The following is a 24,538-nucleotide window of genomic DNA, read 5'->3' as shown; positions in this document are numbered from 1 at the left end:
CCGAAGGACAAGGCTGCGGCGAAGGCGGTAGCGGAGGGTTTCGCACCGAAGCAGGCCGGTGACCGGCAGGCGTACCTGCGGAAGATTGCAGGCCGTGATACCGCCGGGCAGAGCTTCACCAACGTCACCGCGACGAACAAGGCGCTCCGGGCCGACAAGGACGCCCCAGGCGTCGAGGGCCTCGAGCAGTCGATGGTGGCCCTGCCCGACGACGTGCTGCTGTCCCGCCGGGTCCCACTGACCGCATTCGGCAGCACCGACCCGGCGTCGCTGGCCGGGATGAAAGTCCGCGACGCGGGTTTCGCCCCCACCCAGTACGGCACCGTTCGGCCCGCCGAGGGTCAGGTCCGGATGCGGATCGCCGCCCCCGGCGGCACCAAAGCAGCGGTCAATCCGGACACCGGTGAGGTCGTCCTGGACCGCGACACCGAAATGGTCGTCGCCCGGGTCGAGGCCAACCCGGCCGGCGGCGTCGACATGTACCTGACGGTCCTGCCGAAGGTGTCGAAGCTTGACACCCCGGAGCCGGATGGTGCGAAGTCCGCCAAGTTTGGTGTGAAGTCCGACGAAGCCGCAGACGACACCCCTGAGGGTGGCGACACGGTCCGCGCCGACCTGATGAAGCTTAAGGTTCCCGAGCTCCAGGCTCGGATGCGGGAACGGGGCCTGAAGCCCGGCAGGCTACGCAAGTCCCAACTCGTTGATGCGCTCGTCGGGGACGAAACCGGCACGGAGCCTGCACCCAGCACGGACGTTGCGGCTCCCGGCCCGGAGCGTCCTTACGCGGACCAAGTGGCTGCCGCGGTCACTGGCGATGCCGCCCTCATCTCTGTGCCGCTGTCGCTGACCCGGACCGATACCCACGCCCGAGCCGGATCCCGTACCGGCCTGTCGGTCGAGGCCCGTAACGCCCTGCTGGACTATCAGGGCCACACCTATTCGATCATCAACGGCTCGTTGCGGGGCACACCAGGGCCCGCACAGAACCATCCGTTCGTCGACGAGTGGATCGCTGACCTCGACAAAGCCATGAACGCCTCCCCGCTACCCCGTGATGTGGTCGCCTACCGGGGTGTACGCAACGCCCGCCGCATGTTCGGCGACCGCCTCGACGCGGACCTGACCGGCATGCAATGGCGCGAAGACGCCTACCTGTCCACCTCCACCAGCCAGGATGTCACCGACGGATTCGTCCGCGGCACCGACGGCGTCCGCATGCGGCTACTCGTCCCGGCGGGTGTCGGCGCCGTGCAGGTGTCCGACACCGTTGATGCTGCCGGGCACGTCGACGAGGCGGAAATCCTCCTCGAACGGGGCCGGACGTTGCGGGTTGTCGCTGACCGCGGCTTCGACGCGGACGGTATCCGTGACCTCGATGTGGAGGTCACGCCCGCATGAGTGACCAGCGTTCAGGGCTTGCGGCTCGGATGGACGGCGACTACGAGCCGCCGATCCTCGTCGAGCCGCAGGGCGGGCCGATCCCTACCCGCACCGACGGCGAGGTGCATGCTGCCGCTGCCGACCCGGATGCGCAGCGGATCCAAGACCAGTGGGATCAGGCGAAAGCGCGGCTGCTGCGACGCTGGCCGAAGCTGGCCGGGCCGATGGTCGAGGAACTCGCAGACCAGGCCGAAGCCGCCGTCCAGGCTGGTGACCTCGCCTCGCTGGGTGACCTGCAAGTGTCCGCCGGTGTCATCGCCGCAGTCGCGGTTCCGCTGCGGAACTCCGGCACTGACCTGGCCGTGCAGGCTGCTGCGGGTGTCGTGGAGGAAGCCGCAGCCCAGGGCACGAACATCACCGCCCCGGACACACCGGGCCGGGACCGGGTCGTGCAGCACGCCGACGCCGTCGCCCGGATCATCGCCAACGGCTACGCATCCGGCGCCGCCAAAACCGCCCTGCAACTCGCAGGTGCCGGCCCTGCCGATGTCCGGGCCGAAGTCGAACGGCACCTCACCGAGCTCGGCGAATCCGTCAACGGCCTCGTCGGGGAGAACATCGGCGCGCTGCTGTCCGCCGCGCAGTTCGCCGGACGGCTCGCTGTCCTCGAGGAACACCCGGCCGACTCCTACGTGGCGGTCGAGGCCAACGACGGGCCCAGCAAGTGCGAGCCCTGCCGCACCGTCGAGCACACGTCGTACGCCACCCTCGCCGAGGGCTTGGCTGACTATCCGAACTCCGGCGGAACCTTCCGCGCCTGCGAAGGCCGGGCCCGTTGCCACGGGCACCTTCGCCCGGTCTGGGCCTGACCCGCCCGATCCGCCACTGACCTTCCGAAAGGAGGCCAGTGGATGCCTGATGTCGAACTGGCCCGCCGTGATGGCGTAGAGCTGATCCGCACCGGAACCTGGGGCGCATCCACCGGCTCCTGGACGCCAACCAAGAAGGACATTCTCGCCGCCGTCGAGGCCATGAAGTGCCCTGCGGTCGGCAAGCCGATCCTGACCATCGGGCACGTCGACAAGCGTTTCACCCCCCGGGCTTCCGGCCACGATGGTGAGCCCGGCATCGGCTGGGTCGACAACCTCCGGGCCGGCGAAGACGGCGAGCTGCTGATCGGCGACTACGTCGGAGTGCCGGCCTGGATCGACCAGATCATGGCGTCGGCTTGGCCGAAGCGTTCCATCGAGGGCAAGTACAACTACCGCTGCGCGCTGTCCCACACCCACGACTTCGCCCTCGACGCGGTTTCGCTGCTCGGCACTACGCCGCCTGCCATCCCCACGCTGCGGTCCTTGAATGACGTGGCTGAGCTGTATGGCGTTGAGATCGCGGCATCCGAGGACCACTCCGGCGACAGCGTCTACGCGATCGTCCTGGCAGCTGCTGAGATCCACACCGGCGCGATGGTCGCGCTCATCCCCACCGTCGAGGACGCCGAACGTCTCGCCGTCGACGGCGGTGAACCAGCCGATCAGCTGCACGTCACCCTCGCCTATTTCGGCGAGGCCGCGGACCTCGGGTCAACGGGCCAGCAGGACATCATCGACAAGGTCTCGAGCGCAGCTAACGGCCTGCCCGTGATCCCCGCGGACGTGTTCAGCGTCAACGCATTCAATCCCGGTGAAGCCGAACCCGACCGCGATACCTGCCTCGTCTACGGGCTGTCCGGCGACATGCTCGACGCCGTCCACGACCTCATCGACGAGGCGCTGTGGGGCGCTCCTATACCGGTGCAGCACCGCCCGTGGGTGGCGCACCTCACCGCCGTCTACACCGACGACCTGGGGAAGATTGCCGACCTTGCCGGGCGGATGGGGCCTGTCCGGTTCGACCGGCTACGGCTGGCGTTCGGCGGCCAGCACGTCGATATCCCTCTGATTGGTGAGGTCGCCGAGCTCGCCGAGGAACCGTCCGAGGCGGTCGCTGCGGCGGCCGGCGACGACGAGCTGAAGGACTACTGGCTGCACGGTGCGGGCCTCAAACGCTGGGCGACCGCCGCGCATCCGTGGACCGCCCTCTACCGGCTGATCAAGAAGCACGTCGGTAACGCCGATAAGGCCCGCCGGATCGCCTCGGACTGGTACCGCGAGCACTTCGGTCACATGCCCAACCAGAAGGTCAAGGCGTCCGGAGGCGAAGCAGATTCTGCGCCTTCCGCCGACCCCGCCGCGCCCACCGAAGGCACCCCGCCGGCCGAACCGTCGGCCCCCATACTCCCGGCCGCCGAGCCGGAGCCAGATAACCCCGAACCGAAGGAGGACCTTGTGTCCACCGAACTGAGTGCTGTGCGCTCGCGGCTCGGCCTGTCCGACGACGCCGACCTGGACGCCATCACGGCGGCTGTGGACGCGCTGAAGGTCAAGGCTGAGACCCCGGCCCCCACCCCCGAGATGGTCGCCGCTTCCGTCGCCGCCGAGGCCGAGAAGTCCGAGCTGCAGACCACCGTCAGCAAGCTCGAGGAGCAGATGACGGAGATCAGCACCGAGCTCGCCGCGGCGAGGGCCGCCCAGGCCGCCACCGTCAAGGCGTCCGTGTTCGACGCGGCGGTCAAGGACGGCAAGCTCAAGCCGGCCGACCGTGAGCAGTGGGAGAAGGACTACGACGAGGCCCCGGGGGCGATCACCCGCGTCCTCGCGTCGATCGCCCCCGGCACGGCCGTCCCGGTCATGGCGTCCGGCACCACCGGACCGGCCGAGCCCGCGACCAGCGACGACGACTGGGACGCGATCGTGGCCCGCATCGACAGCCCGAAGGGAGTCTGACCATGGGCGCGTACGAACCGCAGTTCCTGTACGGCGATGTCATCACCGGTACCGCCTCGGCGACCATCGTCGGCGGTCAGATCCTGATCGTGTCCGGCAACGGCACCGTCGGCCCGGCCACCGCCACCTCGCCGGCCGTGATCGGTGTCGCCGCGTACGACGCCGCGAACGGTGAGGACGTGTCGTATTTCCCCCGCGGGAAGGTCCACATCTCGACCGCGTCCGGCGCGATCACGGCTGCCGCCCGGGTCGACTCCGGCGCCGCCGGCACCGTCGCGTCGGGTGCCGCGTCGGTGAACAACATCGGGATCGCCCTGACCACGGCCGCCGACACGGCGCTCGTGACGTGGATGGAGATCTGACCCGCACCACCCTGCGGCGCCCACCCACTTGAGCGGCGGGCGCCGCACCTGTTCAACCACACCGTCTTCGAAGGCCCCACGCACCGCGTGTGGGTCTTTTCGTCATGCCCGGATACCGGGCGCCAGAAAGGACTATCACCGTGCCCGGTGCCTACCCCCCGAGCGGCCCGTCCCTGTCGGGTGACCTGCTCTCCGTTCACCGTCTCCTGCAGAACCCCACCTACCTGCAGCGGCGCCTGCGGGGCATCCCGGATCTGCGGTTCATCGCCGACAAGGTCCTGACCCAGCGGCTGCGAACCTCCGGCGGTGCGGTCGCGTACGAGATCGGCGAGCCGATCGTGAACTCGCGGGCGATCCGGGCCGTGTCGCCGGGTGCGGAGTACCCGCGTGACAGCCCGGCCGATGGCACCGCCGCCCTGGCGAAGGTGTCGAAGTGGGGCGAGGCTGTCCCGCTGACCGACGAGAAGCTCAAGCGGTCGGTGTACATGGGTGACGAGGTCAACCGGACCCTCCGCAAGGCCGCGAACACGATCATCACGAAGGTCGACCGGCTGACCACGACCGCCGCCGCGTCGGCGATCACGGCGACGTCGGCGGCGGCGCAGACGTGGGACAACGCGTCGGCGCTGCTGTTCCGTGACGTGGAGAAGGCCGCGGCGAAGATCGTCGACGCGAACCAGGGCTACCGCCCCAATACGATCATGATGTCGACGACGAAGTACGCGATGCTCGTCACCGACCCGGCGATCGCCGCCCTGCGTAAGCGGGAGGACTCGACCAACCCGATCTACGGCGGGGAGATCGAGAAGCTCGGTAAGTACACCATCGTCGCGACGGCCCTGGCGAACCTGCCCTCCGACGACGTGTGGATCTTCGACGACAACGAGCTCGGCGGCATGGCCGACGAGAACGAGGTCGACCCCGGCTACGCCACCATGGACAACAACCTGCAGTTCAAGGTGATCCGCAAGGAGTCCCGCGACGCGTGGGACATCCAGTGCCGCCGCATCACCGTCCCCGTCGTGCTGGAGCCGGCCGCGGGCGTGAAGATCACCGGCACGGGGAGCCTCGGCTGATGAGCGTCTACCAAGTGGTCGCTGAGTGCGCCCACGTCACCGTCGACGGGCCGACCGGTCGGGCCGTGCAGCTGCTCATGAAGGGCGCCCACGTACCGGCGGACGCCCCGGAGCTGAAGCGGCTGCTGGCCGACAAGTTCGTCGCCGAGGTCAGCGACGACGACACCGGCGGTCTCGACTCGTACGGCCGCCCCGCGGGCGCATACGCCGCGGATGTGCCGGAGAACCTGACGACGACCCCGGTCGAGAAGTCCGAGGAGCAGCGCCAGGCCGACGCCGACGCCGACGCCGCGGACAAGGCCAAGGCCGACGCGGAGCTCGCCGACAAGCGTGCCGCTGCGCAGGCCAAGCTGCCCGAGGACGGTTCCGAGCCTGACGGCCGGGCGTCGCAGGCGGTGTGGGTCGAATACCTCGTCAAGCGCGGCGGGAACTACGACGACCTCGCCAAGGCTGAGAAGGCTGACCTGCAGAAGCTCGCCAAGCAGCAGGCCTGACATGAGCGGGTGGCGCCGGTTCAGCAGTGAGCCGGCGCCACACCCCACCTTCTGCTCGATGGGAGTCGACCATGGCCAACCCGAAGTTCGTCACCCTCGTAGCTGACACCGAGGCCATCGTCGACCTCGACACCAACTACGGCCAGATCGAAGTGACCCTGACCGCGAACGCCGCGAACACCTGGTTCAACACCGCCAACACCGCCGTCGGTGCGGTCGCGGGCGCCCAGGACGGCAACCACTACCTCGGCGCTACCCTCCCGACGAAGATCGTCCCCGATTTGACCGGCGGGCAGAATTCCCGGGTCCGGATCCGCTCGACGGGCACCCCGACTGTGCAGGTGTACGGCTCATGAACTGGGGCTACCAACCCGCGGTCTCCGTCACCCAGTCCCGGGTTCTCGCCATGCAGATGACGCCGTTCACGGCGGTGTCGAACGTGGCTGTCGAAACGCAGGTCGCCGGGCTCACTCTGCCCGCAACGTCGGTCGTCGCGGGCCGGCAGTTGGTGTTCGAGACCGCCGGGACCGTGCTGAACAATACGGGTGGGAACCTGTCCACCCTTGTCAAGGTCAAACTTGCTGGGACGGCGGTGCTGACCTCCACAGCGTTCACCATGGGCACCGCCGCCGACCCCCGCAAGTGGCACCTCCGGGCCACCATCAACATCATCACCACGGCGTCGCAGCGGACCGCCGCGGACTGGCTGTACACCCTGTCCGGCACCGAGAACTGGGGTGCGTACTCCGCCGGCGCGGTCGGCACGTCCAGCTCAACCGTGGACCTCACCGCCGGCGGGGTCGTCGAGTTCGTCGCGACACCGGCGATCGCGTCCGTGTCGTACACGATGCAGGCGCAGTGGGCGTCGCTGACCGAAGTGTTCTAGCCGTGACCAGCCCGTACACCGGCGGGGACCGGGCGTATGCGATGGACTCGTACGCCCGGCAGCTGGCGATGGAAGCGTTGCGGCTGGCGAACACCGCCGGCACCACCATCACGCAGGTCACCCCGTCGGTGGGTGGCCCGGTGACGGTCCCAGCGTTGTCTGTGGGTGGCAGCGTGGCGGTGGTGGTCCCGTTCGCCCCGGCGATCAGCGGCGGGTACGTGCCCGTGCCCAGCCTGTACGGCACCACATCGCTGATCGGTGGGCTCGGCATCGCCGGGATCACCGCGAAGACACCCACGTCGGTGACCGTCCTCGTCCGGGCCGACAAACTCGCCGTCGCCGCCGGAGCGTCCCTGTCGATCGTCTGCTTCCGCACCACCTGACCCGCCGCCCCTCGCGGCCCTTCGCCCGAGGAGGCCCCCATGCGCGTCCCCCTGCTCGAACCCGCGGTGACCCGCTGGGAATGCCCCAACTGCGACCTGCGCGACACGACGCGTGAGACGCAACTGCATACCCGTTTCCACGCCTGCAAAGGGCTCGCCGGACTGACCGCACCGATGGTGCGCGAAGGCGAACGGCTGAAGGTCACCGCCCGGGAACGCGAGGACTACATCGGCGCCGAGGACGTCCGGTACGACGCGAACGGCCGGCCCGTGGCCCAGGTGGTCACCGAGCGGCCCGACGGCAGCAACGACGTCATCGTGTTCGCCCCGACCGCGCACGCCCGCATCAGCTAACCCATCAAGGAGAACCGTCGTGAGCAGCAGCGATGCTGGCGCCGCCGCGTACAACGCGGGCGTGCAGGTCAACGGCAAGGACGTGGTCATGCCCACGCCGCGTACCAGCGAGCAGCAGGCCTACCTGGACGCGGTCGCTGACGACGCCGAGAAGGCCGTGACGACCATCGAAGAGAAGCTCGCCGGGATGCAGGAGTCGCTTAAGGCGGCGAAGGCAGCCGCGAAGCAGGCCCGCGCTGACGCGCAGACTGAGGGGAACTGACCATGGCGTTCGGCGCGAGCAGCTCCGTGTTCCGCGAGTGGAACATCCAGATGCTTCAGGTGTCCGGCACCGGCTACACCGGCCTGGACTCCGACACCGTGAAGGTGTCGCTGCACAACAACTCGATCACGCCCGACAAGGACGCCGCAGTCGCGTCGACCGGGTTCAACACCGGCACGTGGACGACCACGAACGAAGTCACCGACGCCACCAACTGGGTGTCCGGCGGCCGGGCGCTCGCGTCGAAGACGTTCACCACCCCGGCGACTGGCGTGTGCATGTTCGACGCGGCGGACCTCGCCGGCGGCGGCAACGTCACCATCTCCAACGCCTACGGGTGCCTCGTCTACGACGACACGATCACTGCGGGCACGGTCGCGGACCAGGGCGTGTGCTTCAACAGTTTTGGCGGGGCAGCATCCGTGACGGCAGGTACTTTCACGATCGTTTGGTCGGCTAGCGGGATCGCAAGGTGGTCCTCGTCGTAGGACGTCAAACGGGCGACCTGCATGTACGGGCCCTTCAGCGTCCGATAGTGTTGACCGCATGCGTAAGTGCGAGCAATGTGGATCTGAGCTAGTCCAGTCGGAAAACCCGAGTCGGCCCAAGACGCGGTTCTGCTCCAAGAAATGCAACTGGGCTGCTAGCAATGCGGCACGCGCAGAGGCGCGACGCCTCAAACGCGTCGGGCGGACCTGCGAGTTCTGCGGCGGGCCAATCCCCGAAACGGTCGCCGTTAACGCCACCATGTGCTCGGAGGCGTGCCGGCTCAAGGTGCAGGGCAAGCGGGCCGCAGCCCGCAAGAAGGCGGCACGGCAGGCGGCAATCCCTCCTTGCCGGTTCTGCGGGGGCGTCATCCCCGTCGGGTCGCACGCGGCGACCCGGTACTGCTCGAAGGAATGCCGTCGCAAGGCGCTCCTTCCGGGCGCGGTGATCTCGGAGCGGAAACGGAAGTACGGCGTGACTGCCGTACGGTTCGCCGAACTGCTCGCCGAACAAGACGGCATGTGCGCGATCTGCCGGACCGCCACCCCCGGCGGCAGCGGCAGTTGGCATGTGGATCATTGTCATGCTTCGCAGGTCGTTCGCGGACTGCTCTGCCATGACTGCAATCTGGCGCTCGGGAACTTCAAGGACAACGTGGCCAACATGCGGGCCGCAATCAACTACCTTGAGCGTGCCGCACAGGTAACGGTGTCGGCGTGAGCGATGCAACCAGGTCTTGCCAAGTTTGCGAGAAGCCCCTTGCAGGCAAGACTCGCGGCAGGCCGCAGACCAAGTTCTGTTCGCGGGAGTGCAACGAGTCCTTCCATTCGGCCGAGAAGTCGCGGAAGATCGCCGCCGCGAAGACCGGCCGTACTTGCGTGCAGTGCGATGGTCCGATCCCGGTAGCGGCGAGCGCGCGAACCAAGACGTGCTCACGCGCCTGCGGGGTGACCCATCAAAACCAGCGCAGGCAGCTTGCCAAGCGAGCCGCCTGGGAAGCCACCAAGCCGCCGTGCAACAAGTGCGGCTCTGAAATTCCCGCTCACCGCCCTCGGGGTTCGAAGTTCTGTTCCGTCTTGTGCAAGCGGCGGGCAACAAGCGACAGGTACCGGGAACGAAACCCGCTCTACCAGCGCCTGTACCGCTACGGCTTGACTGCCGAGCAGTACGAGGCACTGGTTGACGCCCAAGGTGATCGCTGCGCGATCTGCCGCACGGGCGATCCCGGCGGTAAAGGTGGCTGGCATGTTGACCACTGCCACGAGACCGGAGTGGTCCGGGGGCTGCTATGCCATCACTGCAACATCGCCATTGGCTACTTCAAGGATGATCCGCTGCTCATTCGTCTCGGGATCGAGTATCTAGGCAGGGCGAACCAGCAAGCCGCTTGATGTTCGTAGGGGGTCGGTTTGGCGGCTCCCGCACATAGCTCCACTGCCGGTTCCGGCCGGTCCAATCACGGGAGGGCCGAGCGATAGCGACCGGAACGATCAATCTGACGCCCGGGGCGGCGATCCTGCCGGACGGCACCACGAGCAACCTGGCCCCGGCGATGCAACGGGTGAAGTCTTCCGCGACCGCACCAGGCATCTACGCGTTGCAACTCGCGTTCGATGCGACGTCGGAGGAGTGGTGCACGTGGCAGTTCCGGATGCCCGCCGACTACGCTTCCGCGCCCGTGGCTGTGGTGCAGTGGAAGGCGGCGAGCGCTACGTCGGGCGGTGTTGTCTGGGACGTGCGCGTCAGCGCTGTCACGACGGGTGACAGCGTCGATGTCGACGCGAAGGGTTTCGGCTCCGCGAACACCGCCACCGGAACGGCACCAGCGACCGCTGGCTACATGCTCGACACGTCGGTGACGTTGACGAATGCCGACTCGCTCGCCGCTGGGGACTTCGTGGTTGTCCGCTTGGCCCGGGTTGCCGCTGACGGATCCGACACGGCGACTGGCGACGCCGAGGTAGTGAACGTCGTCGTCACATACACCACTTCCTGAGGGACGCCGTGAGCGCGGCCCGTGATGCAGGAGGTAGTTGATGGCCCGCACTTTCAGCGCCTCGTGGATCACTACCGCTGTTGGGGCACTCACGAATGTCTCCTACGGCACGGTCGTTGCGATCGTTCGGGTAGCAGGTGACTTCTCGAGCGGCCGAACGATTTTCAACATGCCGACCCGGGGCATCGGCATGTACTTCGAAACACCAAGCGGCATGTTGTCCATGCTCGTTGACGGGCTTGGCGTGGGTAACGCAGGTATCGTCGGCTCCTCCACTGACGGGTATGTTCTGGTAGCGGGCTGCAAAGCCACAGGCACCGTCGCCCCCAGATTGCACAAGTACACCTACTCCTCCGACACGTGGAATCATGGCGACGCTTCGGTGACTCTCGCCAACGACACCACAGGTTCTGCAACATCTACCATCATCGGCTCTTTCAGTGCTGGCTCGTTTTACGGCTTCGACGGTGACATTGCGGCGGTGGCGGTTTTCAAAGACCGCGTGTTGTCGGACGCCCAGATCGAGTCCATGGCCTACTCGCTTAACGTGTGGACGTCACTCGCTCCAACTTCCATGTGGGTCCTCGACCAGCAAACCACCAGCCAGTCCGTGCGTGACTGGACCGGCGGCGGAGCGAACCAGACCGCGATTACCGGTACGACTGTTTCAACGAACAGTGCTCCGTTCCCGAGCTACGGCCACCCGGTTCTGTTTTCGTCACAGGGTGGTGCCGGTGGTGGCGCGCCGACAGCTGACGCACCAGCCGTTGCCGCCGCCGTGGACGTGTCCGCGTTCAACGCGACGGTTGTTGCGGTGTCGTCAGCGCAGGTCGACGCCGGCCACGGCGCCGTCGCGGCAGACGCGCTCAACGCCACCCCAGCCACATCCGTCACCGTTACTGCCGGTCTGGCGACGGCGTCTGCCGATGGGCAGACCGCGGGCACGGACCTCACCGCGACCGCGTCGGCGGTTCTCGCTACGGTCTCGGCCGCCGGCCAGGATCCGACGGTTGGCGCCGTAAGCAACGCAGCAGCAGGCGTCGCTGATGTCAGCGTCTCGGCGGACAACGCGACCGTTTCGACGGTTGCGGCAACCACCGCGAACGCCGACACGGCCAACGCCGACGCTGGCGCGCACAACGCGACCCCTGCGACCGAGTTCACGGCAGCCGCAGGTGTGACGCTCGTAGTCAGCGACGCCTACGGCCCGATCGTGATCACCGTCCCCACGGTCAACGCCGCCGCCGGATTGGCGTCGGTCGCCGCAGACGGATTCAGCCCGGCAGCAGCCCTCGGGCCCAATGTGGGTCAGGCGGACGTCACCGCAGCTGGTCACAACGCGACCGTCGGCGCAGCGTCGAACGCTGCCGCGGACGTCGCCCTTGTCGTCTCGGATGCATACAACCCGATCGTCTCCACGTCTTCGTCGGTGTCCGCGCCAGCTGACGTCGCCAACGTCGGGGCCGCCGCCGACAATCCGTCGCAGGCTGTCACCGTCAACGTCGGGTACGCCGCGGTCACAGCGGACGGGTACGCGGCGACTGCTGTCACTGTTGCGGCAGGCACCGCAGCAGCCGGCACTGCTGATGTCACCGTCGACGCCCCCACCGCCACGGCGGCGCCTGCGCTTGGGGCCACCGCAGGCACAGCCCAAGTTGCGACCACGGCGGACAACCCGACGGTCAGCACCGAAGCATCCACGACCGTCACCGCTGGTGTCGCCGATGTGGGTGCGGCCGGGCACGGCGCGCAGATCATCGCGGTTGTCCTCGCACCTGCGGGCGCGGCCACGGTGGATGCGGACGCGTTCGGTGCGACAGTCTCCACCGCCGCGTCCACGGACGCCGGCGCCCTGACCGCCCAGGCCGACATGCAGGCATTCAACGCCCTCGTCGCGGTGCTGGCCATGGCCAGCACCGCCGAGGTGGGTGTGGACGGTAACGACGTGCCGAAGCAGCGCACCCCCGGCGTGTTCACCGCCGGAACCACAAGGTCACGGCTGACGGCGGGCACCACCCGCGGACCCACCTACACGACGGGCGGTTAGCTGATGAGCTCGGATGTTGGGGTCGGCGACGCGGAAGTCCCCTTCCTGAGGGTTGAGCCCACCGACGCAGGCACCGCTGTGACGCTGATCGTGTCCAAGCCGGACGGCACCAGCACACCCGTGGTCATGACCGGCGCAGCGCTGGTAGCCATCCCGGACACGACGCCGACGCAGTACAGCCAGGTGTGGACCGCTGACTCCCCGGTCGTCTACGACCAGGCTGGCCGTTGGGTGCTTCACTACGAGGTCACCGGTACTGGTGAAGGCGCCGAAGACCTCGAAGTGTTCGTTGTTCCGTCGCCAGTCGCGGGTGGGCCGACATGGACTCCCGGCAGGTCAAGAGTCGCGAACTACGTCCCGCATCGCACGCTGGCCCGGTCCACGGCGAGCATCGTCGACAGCCAAGACGAGTACGCGTTGACGTTCGACCAGACCACGAGACCCTCCGGGCTGATGGTCGACCGGCTCATCGCAGACGGCGTCGCCTGGGTCACGTCGCGGGTGTACCCCCTCAACGAACGGGTTCAGGACGCGGCCTCTGTGATCGTCGCTCTGTACTGCGCTGCGGCTGTTGAGCGCAGCTGGCCGAACGATGACCAGTCGCTGCAACGGGCCAACGACATGGAGAAACGCCTCGACCTGCTCATGGCGGATCTGATCGCCGCGAACGGTTCAGCTAACGACGAGGACGGCACCACCATCCCGTCCGCGGTGATGCCGTACTGGTCCTTCCCGCCCGCCGACACCCGCCTGGACTACCCCACCTACTGGTGAGGAGACGCTGATGACGGTCAAAGCTACGTTCCGACCGAACCGGGCCTCGGTCGCCGCTGCCGGCCGGTCCGAGGGCGTCTACCGGGAGCTTGAACGTCGGGCCGCGAAAGCCGAACGGCTCACCCTGGCCCTGTACGAGGCCCACCGCAAAACCGGCGAGTACGGGCGGGGCTTCCACACCGAACGGGTCCGGATTCGCGGACAGGCCGCTGTCCGGCTCGTCAACAACTCCGGCCACGCGCTGATCCTTGAACTGGGCTCTCGGCCCCACGTCATCGAACCCAAAGACAAGCAAGCCCTCGCCTGGCCCGGCGGCCGACACCCCGTCAAACGGGTCAACCACCCCGGCGCACCTGCTTTGCATTTGATGCGCAACGGGCTACGGGCGGCCGGCCGGTGAGCGGATACGCCGACCCCGAACTCGCCGTCGCTGAATGGCTCCGCGACACCCTGAACGTGAAGGTTTGGGCCGACCCGAAACCACCGTCCGACCGGTGGGCCAACGCCCCCTGGCTGTGGGTCCAACGCGGGCAGACACCCAACGGCCTCGCGCTCACCCTCGACGACGTCCTCCTCGACTGCGACGCCTACTCCGCCGAAGCCGACCACGCCCGCGAGCTTGGGCAGCGGGTCCGCGACGCCATGGTGCTGCAGCTACCGCTGACGACGTTCACCGACGGGCTGTTCGTCAAGCAGGTCACCACCGAGTCCGCGCCGGCCTGGGCGCCGGACCCGAAGTTCCGGCGCGCCGCCGCCTACCGGCTCGTGATGCACGGGCTGGTCGGAAGCTAGGCGTGCGGGCCGTGGGCGCAGCTCAGCCACTGTCCGTCCCCGACCGGGCATTCCTCCATGCAGCAGAACTGATGGTGTAGGCCACCCTTCGGTGTGCCGCAGTCCCGACAGTTGTCGGGGAACTCGGCGGCAGGCATCCAGTCGTAGTTCGGCGGATAGGCCAACCTTTTGTAAACCACGCCCTTGATGTTGACGGTTTCAGTGCCGCATTCCTGACTGCTCATTTCGCGGCCACAATCTCCGCAGGAATAGCGACTAGCGGCGGGTGAAGTCATTCACCAATTCTACCGCTTGACCCGCGGAAACGCTTACCCCGATCGTGTTTGTCGTTTGTCCGACCCGGCCTTTTCCTGCCGGGCTTATCGCCATGCCCGGAGGTTGTTATGCCCCGTACCGCCATGACCAACATCATTTCCCCGTCAAAGGCAGGTACAGCCTTCCCGGCTGGAACCGCCGTCGACGTGGCCAACGGAAACTCGATCGTCAACGACGGCCGCGTGATCGTGATCGCCTCGAACGCGAACGCCTCTCTCGTTCGCAACGTGACGGTCACACCCACCGCCACCGTTGATGGCCTCGCCGCCGCCGCGCGCACCAGCCCCATCCCGGCGGTCTCCAGCATCCTGCTCGGCCCGTGGGACATCGGCAACTACGGCACCAGCCTGCAGATCAGCGGCGACAACGCCACCGACGTGAAGTTCCAGATCATCCAGATGCCGGGCTAAACCGGCCTCATTCCCAGACGTCCAACCCGGCCGGCGGTCGGGTCTTTTTTATGCCTGAAGGAGCCTGACAAAAATGCCGGTCGATACCACAAAGATCCGCGCCTATCAGCAGGGCCTGGTCGCTGTCAGCGGCTACGGCGTTGTCAATCCGACCCTGCCGACCGGAGACCCTTCGGTGGCCCTCAACAGCACCATCTACAAGGAGCTCGGGGCCCTCACCGACGACGGTCTGACCGAGTCGACGTCGCAGGACTACAACGACATTTTCATGTGGCAGGGCAACACCCTGGCCGCGTCCCTGCCCGGCGAGTACACCAAGCAGTTCACGTTCGCGGCTCTGGAGACGAACGCCCAGACCCTGGGGTTGACGTTCGCCGGTTCGACCCTGACGCAGACCGCGTACGGCGTGTCCATCGCGGAAAAGCCGCCGGCGCGTGACATCCGTACGTGGATCCTGCACGGCCTCGACGGCACCCGCATCCAGCGAATCGTGGTCCCGCTGGGTCAGCTTGTCGAGCGTGGTGACGTCGTCTGGTCGTCGCAGGACGCCACCGCGTACGAGTACACGGTCAAGTGTTTCGTCGACGCCTCGGGCAACGTGGCGTACCGGTGGTACGGCGACGTGACGCTGACGCTCTGATCCCTGGACGACGACGCCGGTCCCTAAGCGGGTGGCCGGCGTCGTCCCCTTTTTACCCGCCAACCCGCTAACCCGCTGAGGAGAACCATGTCCAACCCTGTCCGGATCGAACTCGTGCCCCGCACGGTCGACGCCGACGACCAGACCCGCGAGGACCGCACCGACGCCGCCGAACGGCTCGTCAACCTGGGGCTGCTCGACTCCACCAACAACGGCCGCCCCGGCGACACGGTCACCGCGGGCTGGACGGCCCGGATCAACGGCGTCGACGTCCCCGCGGTCACGTTCAGCCTTGAGCCGGTGCAGGCGGGTCTGCCGGTGCTGGTGTCGCTGCTGATTCCCGCCGACAGTGTCCAGGTCGGTGACCCGTCGACCGGTACGACTCCCCCGCAGGCTCGTCCTGCCGTGGAGGAGAAGCCGACGGTGCACGTGTGGGGTTCGTCCGGCAAGCCGGACCCGCGCGAGAGCATTCCGGGCTGGAAGCCGGAGCCGACCCCAACGGCATGGGCGTCAGGTACCGCCGCTCCGTTCGGCGGCCCGCCGGCCTCCGCTCAGGCCGCCGCTGACGGGCACGACCACACACTGAAGCGGTGGACGTGCGGCTGCGATCCCGTGCTGCTCGGCATCCAGGACGCTGCGGCGAAGACCGGCAACATCGACCTGCGGGTGATCCAGGCATGAGCGACGCTGCCACCACCACCGAGGCTGGCAAGGCCGCCGTCGACGACCTCGACGCTGCCTACGCGGAGATCCGTCGGGACCCATACGTATTCTCTTGGGCCGGCCGTGAATGGTCCCTGCCGCATCTGTCGGACCTGGACTACCGCACCATGCTGAAGATCGAGCAGCGGGACGAGCTCGGGGTGCAGGAACTCGTCGCCCTGTTCGCGGAAATGTTCAGCGAAGACCAGCGGGAGGCGTGGGCACAGACCGAGGTGCCCCTGCCGGTCGTGTTCATGTTGTTCGACCGGCTGATGAAGCACTCCGGCGCCCAGCCGGGGGAATCTCGGGCCTCGAAGCGCTCCTCCAAGAGCACTGGCGCGAAATCGAGGCCGACTTCCGCGGCGAGTACAACGGACTCCGCCTCGCCGAAGCCCTCTTCGGCCAAGCGGGCACCTCGGAAGGCCGCCTCCCCGCGCGCGAGATCCTCAACCTGATCCATCAGCTGCCCCGTGATTCGCGGTTGTTCCGCAAACTGCGGGGCCCGATGGCGGACTGGGATTTGCAGGCGCTGCTGCTACGCCGGATCGATCTGCTGCTGGCGGGTGCGAACTGGCAGCGGGCCGGCGGCAAGGGCCAGAAGCCGAAACCGATCGACCTGCCGGACGGCAAGGGTCGCGGCAGTAAGCCTGCTCCGTCGAAGCCATCGGGTGATGACATCGCGGCAAGGCTGAAGAACCTAGGTCTGATCCCCGCCGGCGCGACTGAGTAGAGCCCGGGGGTGAACGTTAGCGATTGTCAAATGTACTTCCTGACAGCCGCTAACCGTTTTTGCATTTGATAAACCTGCAGGTCAAGCCTAGAATTAACATGTGAAATGTACGGCAATCGGATGCGACATGCCCCGCGGCTACAGGAACTCTTCGAATTGCGCCGAACACCATGCGCTCCGCGATAGGTGTGTGGTTGATTCCTGCGATCTTCTCTCACGCAAGGGTGACACCTACTGCGGCAAGCACATCCACCTTCGGCCGACCTCGGTGTATTACAAGATCTGCGGCTTTAGTTCGTGCGACCGTGTCGCGTTGGCCAAGGGATACTGTGGTCCGCACAGGCAGCAGCAGAAGAAGGGGCAGGTACTGCGTCCGCTACGGCGAAAGCACACGTCGCCCGTATGCGAGTATCCAGACTGTGGCAGGGAAGTCCGCACTCAAGGGTTGTGCTCGTCGCATGACCGCCAGCGACGTGACGGCAAAGAGCTAACCCCGATCAAGGGGTGTGGGCGTCGTAAGCTGGATAAGCCCCTGTGCGCATTTGAAGGATGCGAGAAGACAGCACGAAGCAACGGCCCTAGGGGCACGCTGTGCTCGGGGCACCTGCATCAGAAGCGATCTGGCCAAGAGCTGAGGCCGATCCACTCGGGGCGAAGCTCGGGTGGGCACATCTCAACCAGCGGTTACCGGATCATTGCCGTCAACAACCGGAACACACCTGAGCATCGGGCAGTAATGGAGAAGTTGATCGGCAGGCCGCTCTTGCGCCGCGAAACAGTGCATCACATCAACGGACACAAGCTCGACAACCGTCCTGAAAACCTTGAACTCTGGGTTTCTGCACACGGCAAAGGTCAGCGAGTAGAAGATCTCGTCGACTTCGTCGTGAGCACGTATCCCGAACTGGTGGAGAAGCGGCTTCGGCAGCCCCTTCTATTCGTGGCCTGACAAGCAAGACGGGGGAGGTCCAATGACCTCCCCTGTGAGCGTCGGCACCGTAAGCGTTGAAGTAGTCGCCGAGGCGGCCAAGCTGGCGAAGTCGCTGAAGGCCGAAGTCGAGAAGGCTTTCAAGGGTCTCGACGTCGGTAGGGCGATCAAGGACTCGGTCGGTGACACCACCGTCAAGCTGAAGGCCGACATCGACCTGGACGGGCTCGCCGAGAAGATCCGGCAGGCGTCCGCGTCGGTCAAGGTTCCGGTCGAGCCCGACACCGACGGTTTGCAGGAGAAGGTCCGCAAGACGCGGGTGCCGAAGGTCAAGGTCCCGTTGGATCCGGACACTGGCGACATCCCGGAGAAGGTCAAGCAGACCCGGGTGCCGAAGGTGTCGGTGCCGTTGGACCCGCTGATGCAGGCGTTCCAGCAGGAAGTGCGCCGGCAGACCGCCGCCCTGGCCCGCCAGGTCAACGTGAACGTGCCGGTCGATGGCGACACGACGGGCCTGCGGACGACGTTGGGTGCCGAACTCGCGGCGATTCAGGCGCAGACGAAGATTCAGGTTCCGACGGAGCCGGGTGACAAGGCCACCTACGAGGCGAAGCTGAAAGCGCAGCTGGCGCAGGTGTCCGCCCGCGTCAAGCAGACCGTCAAGGTCGACGCGGACGTCGACAAGAAGGGTGTCGCCGGGCTCAACTCGGCGCTGCGGTCGCTGCCGACCTCCGGTGTGGGTCTGCTGAAGTCGGCGTTCGACACCCTGTCGTCGGCGATGGCCCAGTCCGGTAGTCAGGTGGTGCAGTTCGGCGGCAGCGTCGTCGGCGCCCTGTCGACTGCGGCGGGTCCGATCGGGACGGTCGCGGCCGGGTTCGGGATCCTCGTCGGGGGTATCGGCGCGGTCGCGGCGGCTGCTGCGGTGGCGATCCCTGCCATTTCGGCGCTAGCCGGGGCGGTTGCCGCCCTGCCGGGGATTTTGGCCGGGGCCGGCGCCGGGTTCGGTGCCCTGTCGCTGGGGTTCAAGGGCATCTCAGATGCGTTCAAGCCCAAGGCCGGCGGCGGGGGCGGAGGTGGCGGCGGGGAGGACCCGGCGTCGCGGGCCCGTCGTATCGCCGGCGCCGAACGTGGCGTCGAGGCGGCCCGACGTGGGATCGCCGGGGCGACCCGTGCGTTGCAGTCGGCGAACCGGAACCTGGAGAAGGCCGAGCAGGGTGTCGCGGACGCGCAGGCCCGCGTCGCGGACGCCCAACGCCGCGCTCTGCAGGCGCAGCAGGCCGTCAACCGGGCCCGTAAGGAAGCCAAGGAAGACATCGAGGACCTGAACCGGTCCCTCAAGGGTGCGTCGCTGAACGAGGAAGACGCCGCCCTGCGCGTCACCGAAGCCCTGCGGGAGCTGAACGAGGCGAAGGAGAAGGGTGTCCTGCCGGACATCCAGCGCGCCGACCTGGAGTACCGGCAGGCTCAGCAGGCCCTCGAAGAGGCGAAGGACACCACCGAGGATCTCGGTGAGGCCGCCGCCGACGCCAACAAGAAAGGCGTTGAGGGCTCCGACAAGGTTCAGGACGCCCTGCAGGACCAGGTCGAGGCGAACCAGGCGGTCAAGGACGCAATCCGCGGGGTCGCGGACGCGCAAGTCGCGGTGCTCGAGGCGCAGAACGGCGTCTTGAGCGCCAACGACGCCCTGAAGTCCAGCTATGACGGGTTGGCATCGGCGCAGGATGCTTTGGCGGAGGCGCAGAAGAAGGCCGCCGCGGCCGGGGGTGGCGGCGGCGGGTTGAAGGACATCGTCAAGTTGGCCCCGGAGGCGCAGAAGTTCGTCAACGCGATCAAGGCGTTGAAGCCGGCGTTCGAGTCGCTGCGGCTGGATGTGCAGAACCGGCTGTTCAAGAACTTGGACGACACGGTCCGGCAGGTCGGCGCCGCCTGGCTGCCCGCCCTGCGGACCACCCTCGGCAGCTACGCGGACACGTTCAACCAGTTCTTCCGGAACCTCGGCACCAGCATCTCGCAGCCGAAGTTCATCACCGACCTGCAGGCCGGGGCGGAGTCGTCCCGTCAGGCACTGGCTGACATCGGCCAGTCGGTCACCACGAGTCTGGTGCCGGCGTTCGGTGCCCTGTCGAAGGCGGCCGGGCCGTTCATCGAGACCCTCGGCAAAGAGATCGCCGACATCGTCACCGAGTTCTCGAACTGGGTCTTGGAGGGTGAGAAGACCGGCGGCCTGAAGTCGTTCTTCGAGACGGCGTCTGAAGCCTTGCATGACATTTTCACGACCGGCAAAGAGGTCGGGAAGCTGATCGGGAACATCTTCCGGATCCTGACCAACGGTAACGGCAAGCAGGACAAGTCCGCCATCGACAGCTTCAACGACGGCCTCAAGTCCATCAACGCGTATCTGGCGGACCCGGCGAACCAGGCGAAGATCGCCAAGTTCGTCGACGACGTCAAGGTGTTCCTGCGCGACCTCAAGGACGCCGCGGCCACCGCCAAACGGGTCCTGGATGGCTTGTTCCCATCCGGCGACGGATCCAGCAGCAGCGCTAACGGCTTCGGCACCGAGATCGGTAAGGCCCTCGTCGCGGGGATCATCTCCGGTATCGGAGCGGCAGCGAAAGCGTCGTTTGCGTCGATGGGCCCACTGGCGAACTTCTTCGCCCAGGGCCCGTTCTCCCTGATCGGTGCGATCAAGGCCCTCCTGGGAATCAAGTCGCCGTCGACGGTGACGGCGGAGCTCGGCGGGTTCCTCATCGATGGCCTGATCCAGGGCATCGGGGACAAGTTCGGTGCGCTGCTGGCGAAGGTGCAGGAACTGCCGGGGAAGATCCGTGAGGGTGTCGGTGACGCCGCGAAGATCCTGACCACTGCGGGCCGGAACGTCGTGGCTGGTTTGGCGAACGGGATCGTCGCCCAGTACGGGGCGCTCAAGACCCGCGCGAACGGGCTGAAGTCGACGATCGTGAACGTGTTCTCCGGTGCGGGGGCGTTCCTGTCGAACGCCGGCCGGAACACGGCTGCGGGCCTGGCGAACGGGATCGTGGCGATGTACGGCTCGCTGCGGACCCGGGCGGCAGGGCTACGGACGACGATCACGAACGCCCTGTCGAACGCCGGAAGTTGGCTGGTCAACGCGGGCCGGAACACCGTGATCGGCTTGTGGAACGGCATCGCCAGTTTGGGTGGCTGGCTGTACAACAAGGTCACCAACTTCGTGTCGTCGAACGTGAAGGCCGCGTTCAGCCGGGCCCTGAACCTGGGGTCGCCGTCACGGTTGACGTTCGCGATGGGTGAATTCGTCTCCCAGGGTTTGGCGCTCGGTATCGAGTCGGAGGAGGCCCGGGTAGCGAAGGCCGCCCAGGCGATCGCCGCGGCCGCCCTGCCGGATGTGGGTGGGATCGGCTTCGACGTGTCCGGGGCCGCTGATGCGGCGATCTCACGGTCGTTGCAGGTGGCAAGCGCGAACAGCTTGCAGGCGTCGTGGGCTCCGGGTATGACCGGCGACAAAATCCTCGACGCACTCCGCGGTTCGATCAAGTTCAGCCATCGCGGCGACGTCCAAGCAGCACTCGGCAGCGGATAGACGGCGGCCTACTTCGGTGGGCCGCCGTCGTTGTCGGGCGTTGCCGGGGCGTCGACCTCGTTCATGTCGTCGTCGTACCAGGACAGGCCGTCGAAGTGCGGCCCTTCGTGGCTAGCAGCTAGCTCGCAGTTGCTTTCGTACTCGCCGTCCCACCAGTAGACGAGCTTCCCGCAGGGCTGACCACTGGGCGACTGCATGCCGTGACCGTATCCGTTTCGGCCAGGGGCGGGGGTGAGTCATGCCGGCGTTTCCAGAGTCCGACATGGAACTCGCCGTCCAGACCGCGTGGGGTGCTGATGTCACCGCTGCGCCGTCGACCTGGACGTGGAGCGATCTGACGTGCGCGCATCCGTCGATCCCGGCGCAGACCATCAGCCGGCTCCTGCCCACCCCCATCACCATCAAGCGTGGTGTCGTCGTTGGCGCCGCCTCAAAAGCCGGCACTACCGCCACCCTGCACATGTTCAACCACGACGGCGCGCTGACGCCGTTCCTGCCGACCAGCCCGTACTACCCGAACGTCGACGCCGGCACCCCTGTCCGGCTGCAACGCCGGAACCAGACCACCATCACCGACACGTTCACCCGCACCGCCGAAACCAACGGCTGGGGCACCTCCGACTCCGGCGACCAGTGGACTCCCACGGGCACTGTGTCGGCGTACAGCACCACCGGCACCCAGGCCCGCATCGGCCACACCGCGATCAACACGTCCCGGGTCATCACGCTCAACCGGGCCATCCGCGACGTTGATGTGGTGTTCGACGCCGCGATGAGCGCCGTCCAGACTGGCATCGGGTCCATTGCCGGGCCGCAGCTGCGGCGCAACACTGCTGGCACGACGATGCTGTGGCCGCACATCGTGTTCGGCCTGTCCGGGGTGGTGCAGCTGCGCCTGTACCGGTATCTGAACTCGTCGTTCGCGTCCGTCGGCACGTTCACCGTCCCCGCCCTGACCTACAGCGCGGGCACCCTCATCCGGTGCCGGGTCCAAGTCGAGGGAACGACGGTGCGGATGCGGGCCTGGCTCGCCGCCGGCGCAGAACCATCGACGTGGCATGTGACGTTCTCGGACACCCCCGTGGTGGACACCGGCGAACAGATCGCCATGGCCACGAGTGTGTTCACCGGCAACACCAACACCCTGCCCGCCCAGTTCACCCTCGACAACATCTCGATCAGCCAGATCCCGACGTACCCGCTCGAGGGCTACATCACCGACATCCGCCCCCAGTTCCTGCCCCAACCGGACGGCACGACGTGGTCGACGGTGTTGGTGGATGTGGGCGGGGTCGGTTCGCGGCTGGAGAAGCAGCAGGCCCCGTCGTTCTCGCCACTCAGGCGGTCGGTGCAGTTGGCGGCGATCCCCCCGATCGCCTATTGGCCGCTGGAGGATGCTGAAGGGTCGGTGTCCGGCACGTCGGCGTTCCCGGGCGGCCCGAAGATGGTCGTGACCGGCCCGGCGGTGTTCGGGTTCGGCCAGGGCGTCCCCGACGACATCTACCAGTCCCGGTACGGCACCAAACCCATGGTGTCGGTCGCCGCCGGAGCGAAACTGTCGGCGTCGGTGCCGATGTCGACGGTGCAAACCGAATGGGCAGTGTCGTTCGTCGGGCAGTTCTACGCCCCGGACGTTCCCGCGGTGACCGAGGTCCGGATCCTGCAGTGGGAAACCCCTGGTGGCACGTACACGCGGTGGGCGTTCGTCGCGACCGCCACCGGCTATCAGCTCCGCGCGTACAACGACGTCGCCGGCACCACCACCGTCGCCAACTCGGATGCGTTCGGCTCGTACGCGGCGCAACTGTCGTACACGATCGAAGCGTCGCAGGTCGGTGGGAACATCTCCACCCAGTTGTTCTACAACGACAACTCGTTCGCCGGGGCGTTCTCCATCGCCGGCACTTTGGCGCCGATCTCACAGATTACGGTCAACCCTGACCGGACCAACACCACCGCGTCGGTAACCCCTCGCGGCCTGAAGTTCATCATCGGGCATGTCCGGGTCACCGATGAGACGTCGGTGGCGGATCTGCCGTTCTACGCCGACCCGATCACCGGGAACACCGTGTACGCGGGCAACGCCTGGTATTTGGAGACCGCCCACGAGCGCATCAAGCGTTTGTGCGCGGAGGAACGCGTCCCGTGTGAAGTGCTCGGGGATCCGGCGTCGACGGGGTACACGCAGCTCAACGCGCAGCAGGACGGCACGTTCACCACCCTGGTCACGCAGGCGGCGGAGTCGGAGTCCGGGGCGGTCGTCTACGAGGGCGGCTTCGGGTACAAAGTCCTGCCCCGCACCGCCCGCTACAACCAGGCCCCGGCGTTGACCGTCGACCTGGACAGCTACCGCCGCTCGAGCGACACCGACCAGGCGGATGTGCTGGTGCCGCAGCTCGAGTCCCGGTTGGCGAACTACTGGACCGTCAGCAGGGCGAACGGCTCGTCCGGCTCGTACGCGGCCAGCGCGGCGTTCCGGGCACGGCGGGGCACCATCAACGAGGAAGTCACCATCGACGCCCTCTCTGATGACGTTCTGGACTCGCACGCGGCGTGGCGCGTCCACCGGAATGTGGACTACACGGGCGCCTACTACCCGTCGACCCCGGTGGACCTGGCAGCGAACCCGGACCTGATCGACGACTGGCTGGAATGTGACATCGGTTCCCGGGTGCAACGCATCAACCAGCCGACCCTCGCCGGGATCGCCACGATCGACCAGGTCATCGAGGGTGTGAGCGAGACGCTCGGGCCGCGGACCTGGAATGTGGAGATCACGGGGGCGCCGGCTGAGGTGTGGGACGTCGCCGTCACCGACCAGGTGCTCGGCAAGGCCGACACGGACTCGAGCACGTTCCGAGTGAACACCTCCACTGCCACGTCACTGCTGATTGATGTCCTGGCGGGGCCGCGGTGGACGACGGACCCGGCCCAGATGCCGATCTACGTCACTTTGGCGACCGGTGAGGACATTCAGATCACGGCGATCTCGGGGACGTCGAACCCGCAGACCGCGACCTGCGTGCGCTCCCTGAATGGCATTCAAGCCGCGATCCCAGCCTCGACACCGTTCCGCCTGACCAAACGCCAAACGGCCGCGCTATGACAAGGGGTGG

29 protein-coding genes are annotated in these 24,538 nt (G+C 67.1%); 27 read left to right on the top strand and 2 right to left on the bottom strand.

What is annotated here, in order from left to right:
• Positions 1–195: 195 nt before the first annotated feature.
• The 19 genes from ACQP2Y_RS21635 to ACQP2Y_RS21545 all read left to right on the top strand — a co-directional run bounded on the left by ACQP2Y_RS21635 (position 196) and on the right by ACQP2Y_RS21545 (position 14,117).
• A complete protein-coding gene (locus ACQP2Y_RS21635; RefSeq protein WP_433731029.1) occupies positions 196–1,398 on the top strand; it encodes an ADP-ribosyltransferase in 1,203 nt (400 codons plus the stop codon).
• Complete coding sequence (locus tag ACQP2Y_RS21630; protein WP_433731027.1) at positions 1,395–2,249, top strand: hypothetical protein; 855 nt, start codon at positions 1,395–1,397, stop codon at positions 2,247–2,249. The genes ACQP2Y_RS21635 and ACQP2Y_RS21630 overlap by 4 nt, the downstream gene beginning before the upstream one ends.
• 42 nt (positions 2,250–2,291) lie before the next feature.
• Positions 2,292–4,205: a phage protease gene (locus ACQP2Y_RS21625; protein WP_433731025.1), complete on the top strand. Its 1,914-nt coding sequence runs from the start codon at positions 2,292–2,294 to the stop codon at positions 4,203–4,205.
• Between the two features lie 2 nt (positions 4,206–4,207).
• A complete protein-coding gene (locus ACQP2Y_RS21620; RefSeq protein WP_433731023.1) occupies positions 4,208–4,567 on the top strand; it encodes a capsid cement protein in 360 nt (119 codons plus the stop codon).
• A 140-nt stretch (positions 4,568–4,707) separates the two neighbouring features.
• Positions 4,708–5,643, top strand: coding sequence for a hypothetical protein (locus ACQP2Y_RS21615; protein ID WP_433731021.1), 936 nt, complete (start codon positions 4,708–4,710; stop codon positions 5,641–5,643).
• Positions 5,643–6,137, top strand: a complete 495-nt coding sequence (locus ACQP2Y_RS21610) for a hypothetical protein (RefSeq protein ID WP_433731019.1) — start codon at positions 5,643–5,645, stop codon at positions 6,135–6,137. Before ACQP2Y_RS21615 ends, ACQP2Y_RS21610 begins: the two co-directional genes overlap by 1 nt.
• Positions 6,138–6,208: 71 nt before the next feature.
• The gene (locus tag ACQP2Y_RS21605) at positions 6,209–6,493 is read left to right on the top strand and encodes a hypothetical protein (RefSeq protein WP_433731017.1); all 285 of its coding nucleotides are present in this window, start codon (positions 6,209–6,211) and stop codon (positions 6,491–6,493) included.
• Positions 6,490–7,023 (top strand): hypothetical protein, encoded by a 534-nt coding sequence (locus tag ACQP2Y_RS21600; RefSeq protein WP_433731015.1) that lies wholly within the window; start codon positions 6,490–6,492, stop codon positions 7,021–7,023. Before ACQP2Y_RS21605 ends, ACQP2Y_RS21600 begins: the two co-directional genes overlap by 4 nt.
• 2 nt (positions 7,024–7,025) lie before the next feature.
• Complete coding sequence (locus ACQP2Y_RS21595; protein ID WP_433731013.1) at positions 7,026–7,406, top strand: hypothetical protein; 381 nt, start codon at positions 7,026–7,028, stop codon at positions 7,404–7,406.
• Positions 7,407–7,445: 39 nt separating this feature from the next.
• The gene (locus tag ACQP2Y_RS21590) at positions 7,446–7,760 is read left to right on the top strand and encodes a hypothetical protein (protein WP_433731011.1); all 315 of its coding nucleotides are present in this window, start codon (positions 7,446–7,448) and stop codon (positions 7,758–7,760) included.
• Between the two features lie 19 nt (positions 7,761–7,779).
• Positions 7,780–8,022: a hypothetical protein gene (locus ACQP2Y_RS21585; protein ID WP_433731009.1), complete on the top strand. Its 243-nt coding sequence runs from the start codon at positions 7,780–7,782 to the stop codon at positions 8,020–8,022.
• Between the two features lie 2 nt (positions 8,023–8,024).
• A complete protein-coding gene (locus tag ACQP2Y_RS21580) occupies positions 8,025–8,510 on the top strand; it encodes a hypothetical protein (protein WP_433731007.1) in 486 nt (161 codons plus the stop codon).
• A gap of 58 nt (positions 8,511–8,568) precedes the next feature.
• Positions 8,569–9,228: an endonuclease VII domain-containing protein gene (locus ACQP2Y_RS21575; protein WP_433731005.1), complete on the top strand. Its 660-nt coding sequence runs from the start codon at positions 8,569–8,571 to the stop codon at positions 9,226–9,228.
• On the top strand, positions 9,225–9,899 hold the full coding sequence (locus ACQP2Y_RS21570) for an endonuclease VII domain-containing protein (protein ID WP_433731003.1): 675 nt from the start codon (positions 9,225–9,227) through the stop codon (positions 9,897–9,899). The genes ACQP2Y_RS21575 and ACQP2Y_RS21570 overlap by 4 nt, the downstream gene beginning before the upstream one ends.
• 170 nt (positions 9,900–10,069) lie before the next feature.
• Positions 10,070–10,504 carry a hypothetical protein gene (locus ACQP2Y_RS21565; protein ID WP_433731001.1) on the top strand — a complete coding sequence of 145 codons (435 nt, stop codon included), beginning with the start codon at positions 10,070–10,072 and terminating at the stop codon, positions 10,502–10,504.
• Between the two features lie 40 nt (positions 10,505–10,544).
• Positions 10,545–12,551, top strand: a complete 2,007-nt coding sequence (locus ACQP2Y_RS21560; protein ID WP_433730999.1) for a hypothetical protein — start codon at positions 10,545–10,547, stop codon at positions 12,549–12,551.
• A gap of 78 nt (positions 12,552–12,629) precedes the next feature.
• Complete coding sequence (locus ACQP2Y_RS21555) at positions 12,630–13,325, top strand: hypothetical protein (RefSeq protein ID WP_433730997.1); 696 nt, start codon at positions 12,630–12,632, stop codon at positions 13,323–13,325.
• Positions 13,326–13,335: 10 nt separating this feature from the next.
• Positions 13,336–13,725 (top strand): hypothetical protein, encoded by a 390-nt coding sequence (locus tag ACQP2Y_RS21550; protein WP_433730995.1) that lies wholly within the window; start codon positions 13,336–13,338, stop codon positions 13,723–13,725.
• Positions 13,722–14,117, top strand: a complete 396-nt coding sequence (locus ACQP2Y_RS21545; RefSeq protein WP_433730993.1) for a hypothetical protein — start codon at positions 13,722–13,724, stop codon at positions 14,115–14,117. Before ACQP2Y_RS21550 ends, ACQP2Y_RS21545 begins: the two co-directional genes overlap by 4 nt.
• Here the strand turns inward: ACQP2Y_RS21545 and ACQP2Y_RS21540 are convergent.
• Positions 14,114–14,392 (bottom strand): hypothetical protein, encoded by a 279-nt coding sequence (locus tag ACQP2Y_RS21540; protein ID WP_433730991.1) that lies wholly within the window; start codon positions 14,390–14,392, stop codon positions 14,114–14,116. The genes ACQP2Y_RS21545 and ACQP2Y_RS21540 overlap by 4 nt on opposite strands.
• A gap of 123 nt (positions 14,393–14,515) precedes the next feature.
• On the opposite strand from ACQP2Y_RS21540, the gene ACQP2Y_RS21535 reads away from it, so the two are divergent.
• The 7 genes from ACQP2Y_RS21535 to ACQP2Y_RS21505 all read left to right on the top strand — a co-directional run bounded on the left by ACQP2Y_RS21535 (position 14,516) and on the right by ACQP2Y_RS21505 (position 21,422).
• A complete protein-coding gene (locus tag ACQP2Y_RS21535; RefSeq protein ID WP_433730989.1) occupies positions 14,516–14,842 on the top strand; it encodes a hypothetical protein in 327 nt (108 codons plus the stop codon).
• Positions 14,843–14,915: 73 nt separating this feature from the next.
• A complete protein-coding gene (locus ACQP2Y_RS21530) occupies positions 14,916–15,482 on the top strand; it encodes a hypothetical protein (protein ID WP_433730987.1) in 567 nt (188 codons plus the stop codon).
• An 87-nt stretch (positions 15,483–15,569) separates the two neighbouring features.
• On the top strand, positions 15,570–16,163 hold the full coding sequence (locus ACQP2Y_RS21525) for a hypothetical protein (RefSeq protein WP_433730985.1): 594 nt from the start codon (positions 15,570–15,572) through the stop codon (positions 16,161–16,163).
• Entirely contained in the window at positions 16,160–16,639 is a 480-nt protein-coding gene (locus tag ACQP2Y_RS21520; protein ID WP_433730983.1) for a hypothetical protein, read from the top strand. Before ACQP2Y_RS21525 ends, ACQP2Y_RS21520 begins: the two co-directional genes overlap by 4 nt.
• Before the next feature lie 50 nt (positions 16,640–16,689).
• Positions 16,690–16,914, top strand: a complete 225-nt coding sequence (locus ACQP2Y_RS21515; protein ID WP_433730981.1) for a hypothetical protein — start codon at positions 16,690–16,692, stop codon at positions 16,912–16,914.
• 736 nt (positions 16,915–17,650) lie between these two features.
• Entirely contained in the window at positions 17,651–17,863 is a 213-nt protein-coding gene (locus ACQP2Y_RS21510; RefSeq protein WP_433730979.1) for an HNH endonuclease, read from the top strand.
• Between the two features lie 22 nt (positions 17,864–17,885).
• Positions 17,886–21,422, top strand: coding sequence for a hypothetical protein (locus tag ACQP2Y_RS21505; protein ID WP_433730977.1), 3,537 nt, complete (start codon positions 17,886–17,888; stop codon positions 21,420–21,422).
• 8 nt (positions 21,423–21,430) lie between these two features.
• Here the strand turns inward: ACQP2Y_RS21505 and ACQP2Y_RS21500 are convergent, their stop codons facing one another.
• The gene (locus tag ACQP2Y_RS21500) at positions 21,431–21,619 is read right to left on the bottom strand and encodes a hypothetical protein (RefSeq protein ID WP_433730975.1); all 189 of its coding nucleotides are present in this window, start codon (positions 21,617–21,619) and stop codon (positions 21,431–21,433) included.
• A 41-nt stretch (positions 21,620–21,660) separates the two neighbouring features.
• Between ACQP2Y_RS21500 and ACQP2Y_RS21495 the strand changes: the two genes are divergently transcribed.
• A complete protein-coding gene (locus ACQP2Y_RS21495) occupies positions 21,661–24,528 on the top strand; it encodes a hypothetical protein (RefSeq protein ID WP_433730973.1) in 2,868 nt (955 codons plus the stop codon).
• The last annotated feature ends 10 nt before the right edge of the window (positions 24,529–24,538 follow it).

Source organism: Actinoplanes sp. CA-051413 (assembly GCF_050955795.1).
Taxonomy (GTDB): domain Bacteria; phylum Actinomycetota; class Actinomycetes; order Mycobacteriales; family Micromonosporaceae; genus Actinoplanes.
This window is presented reverse-complemented; position numbering and strand designations above follow the sequence as displayed.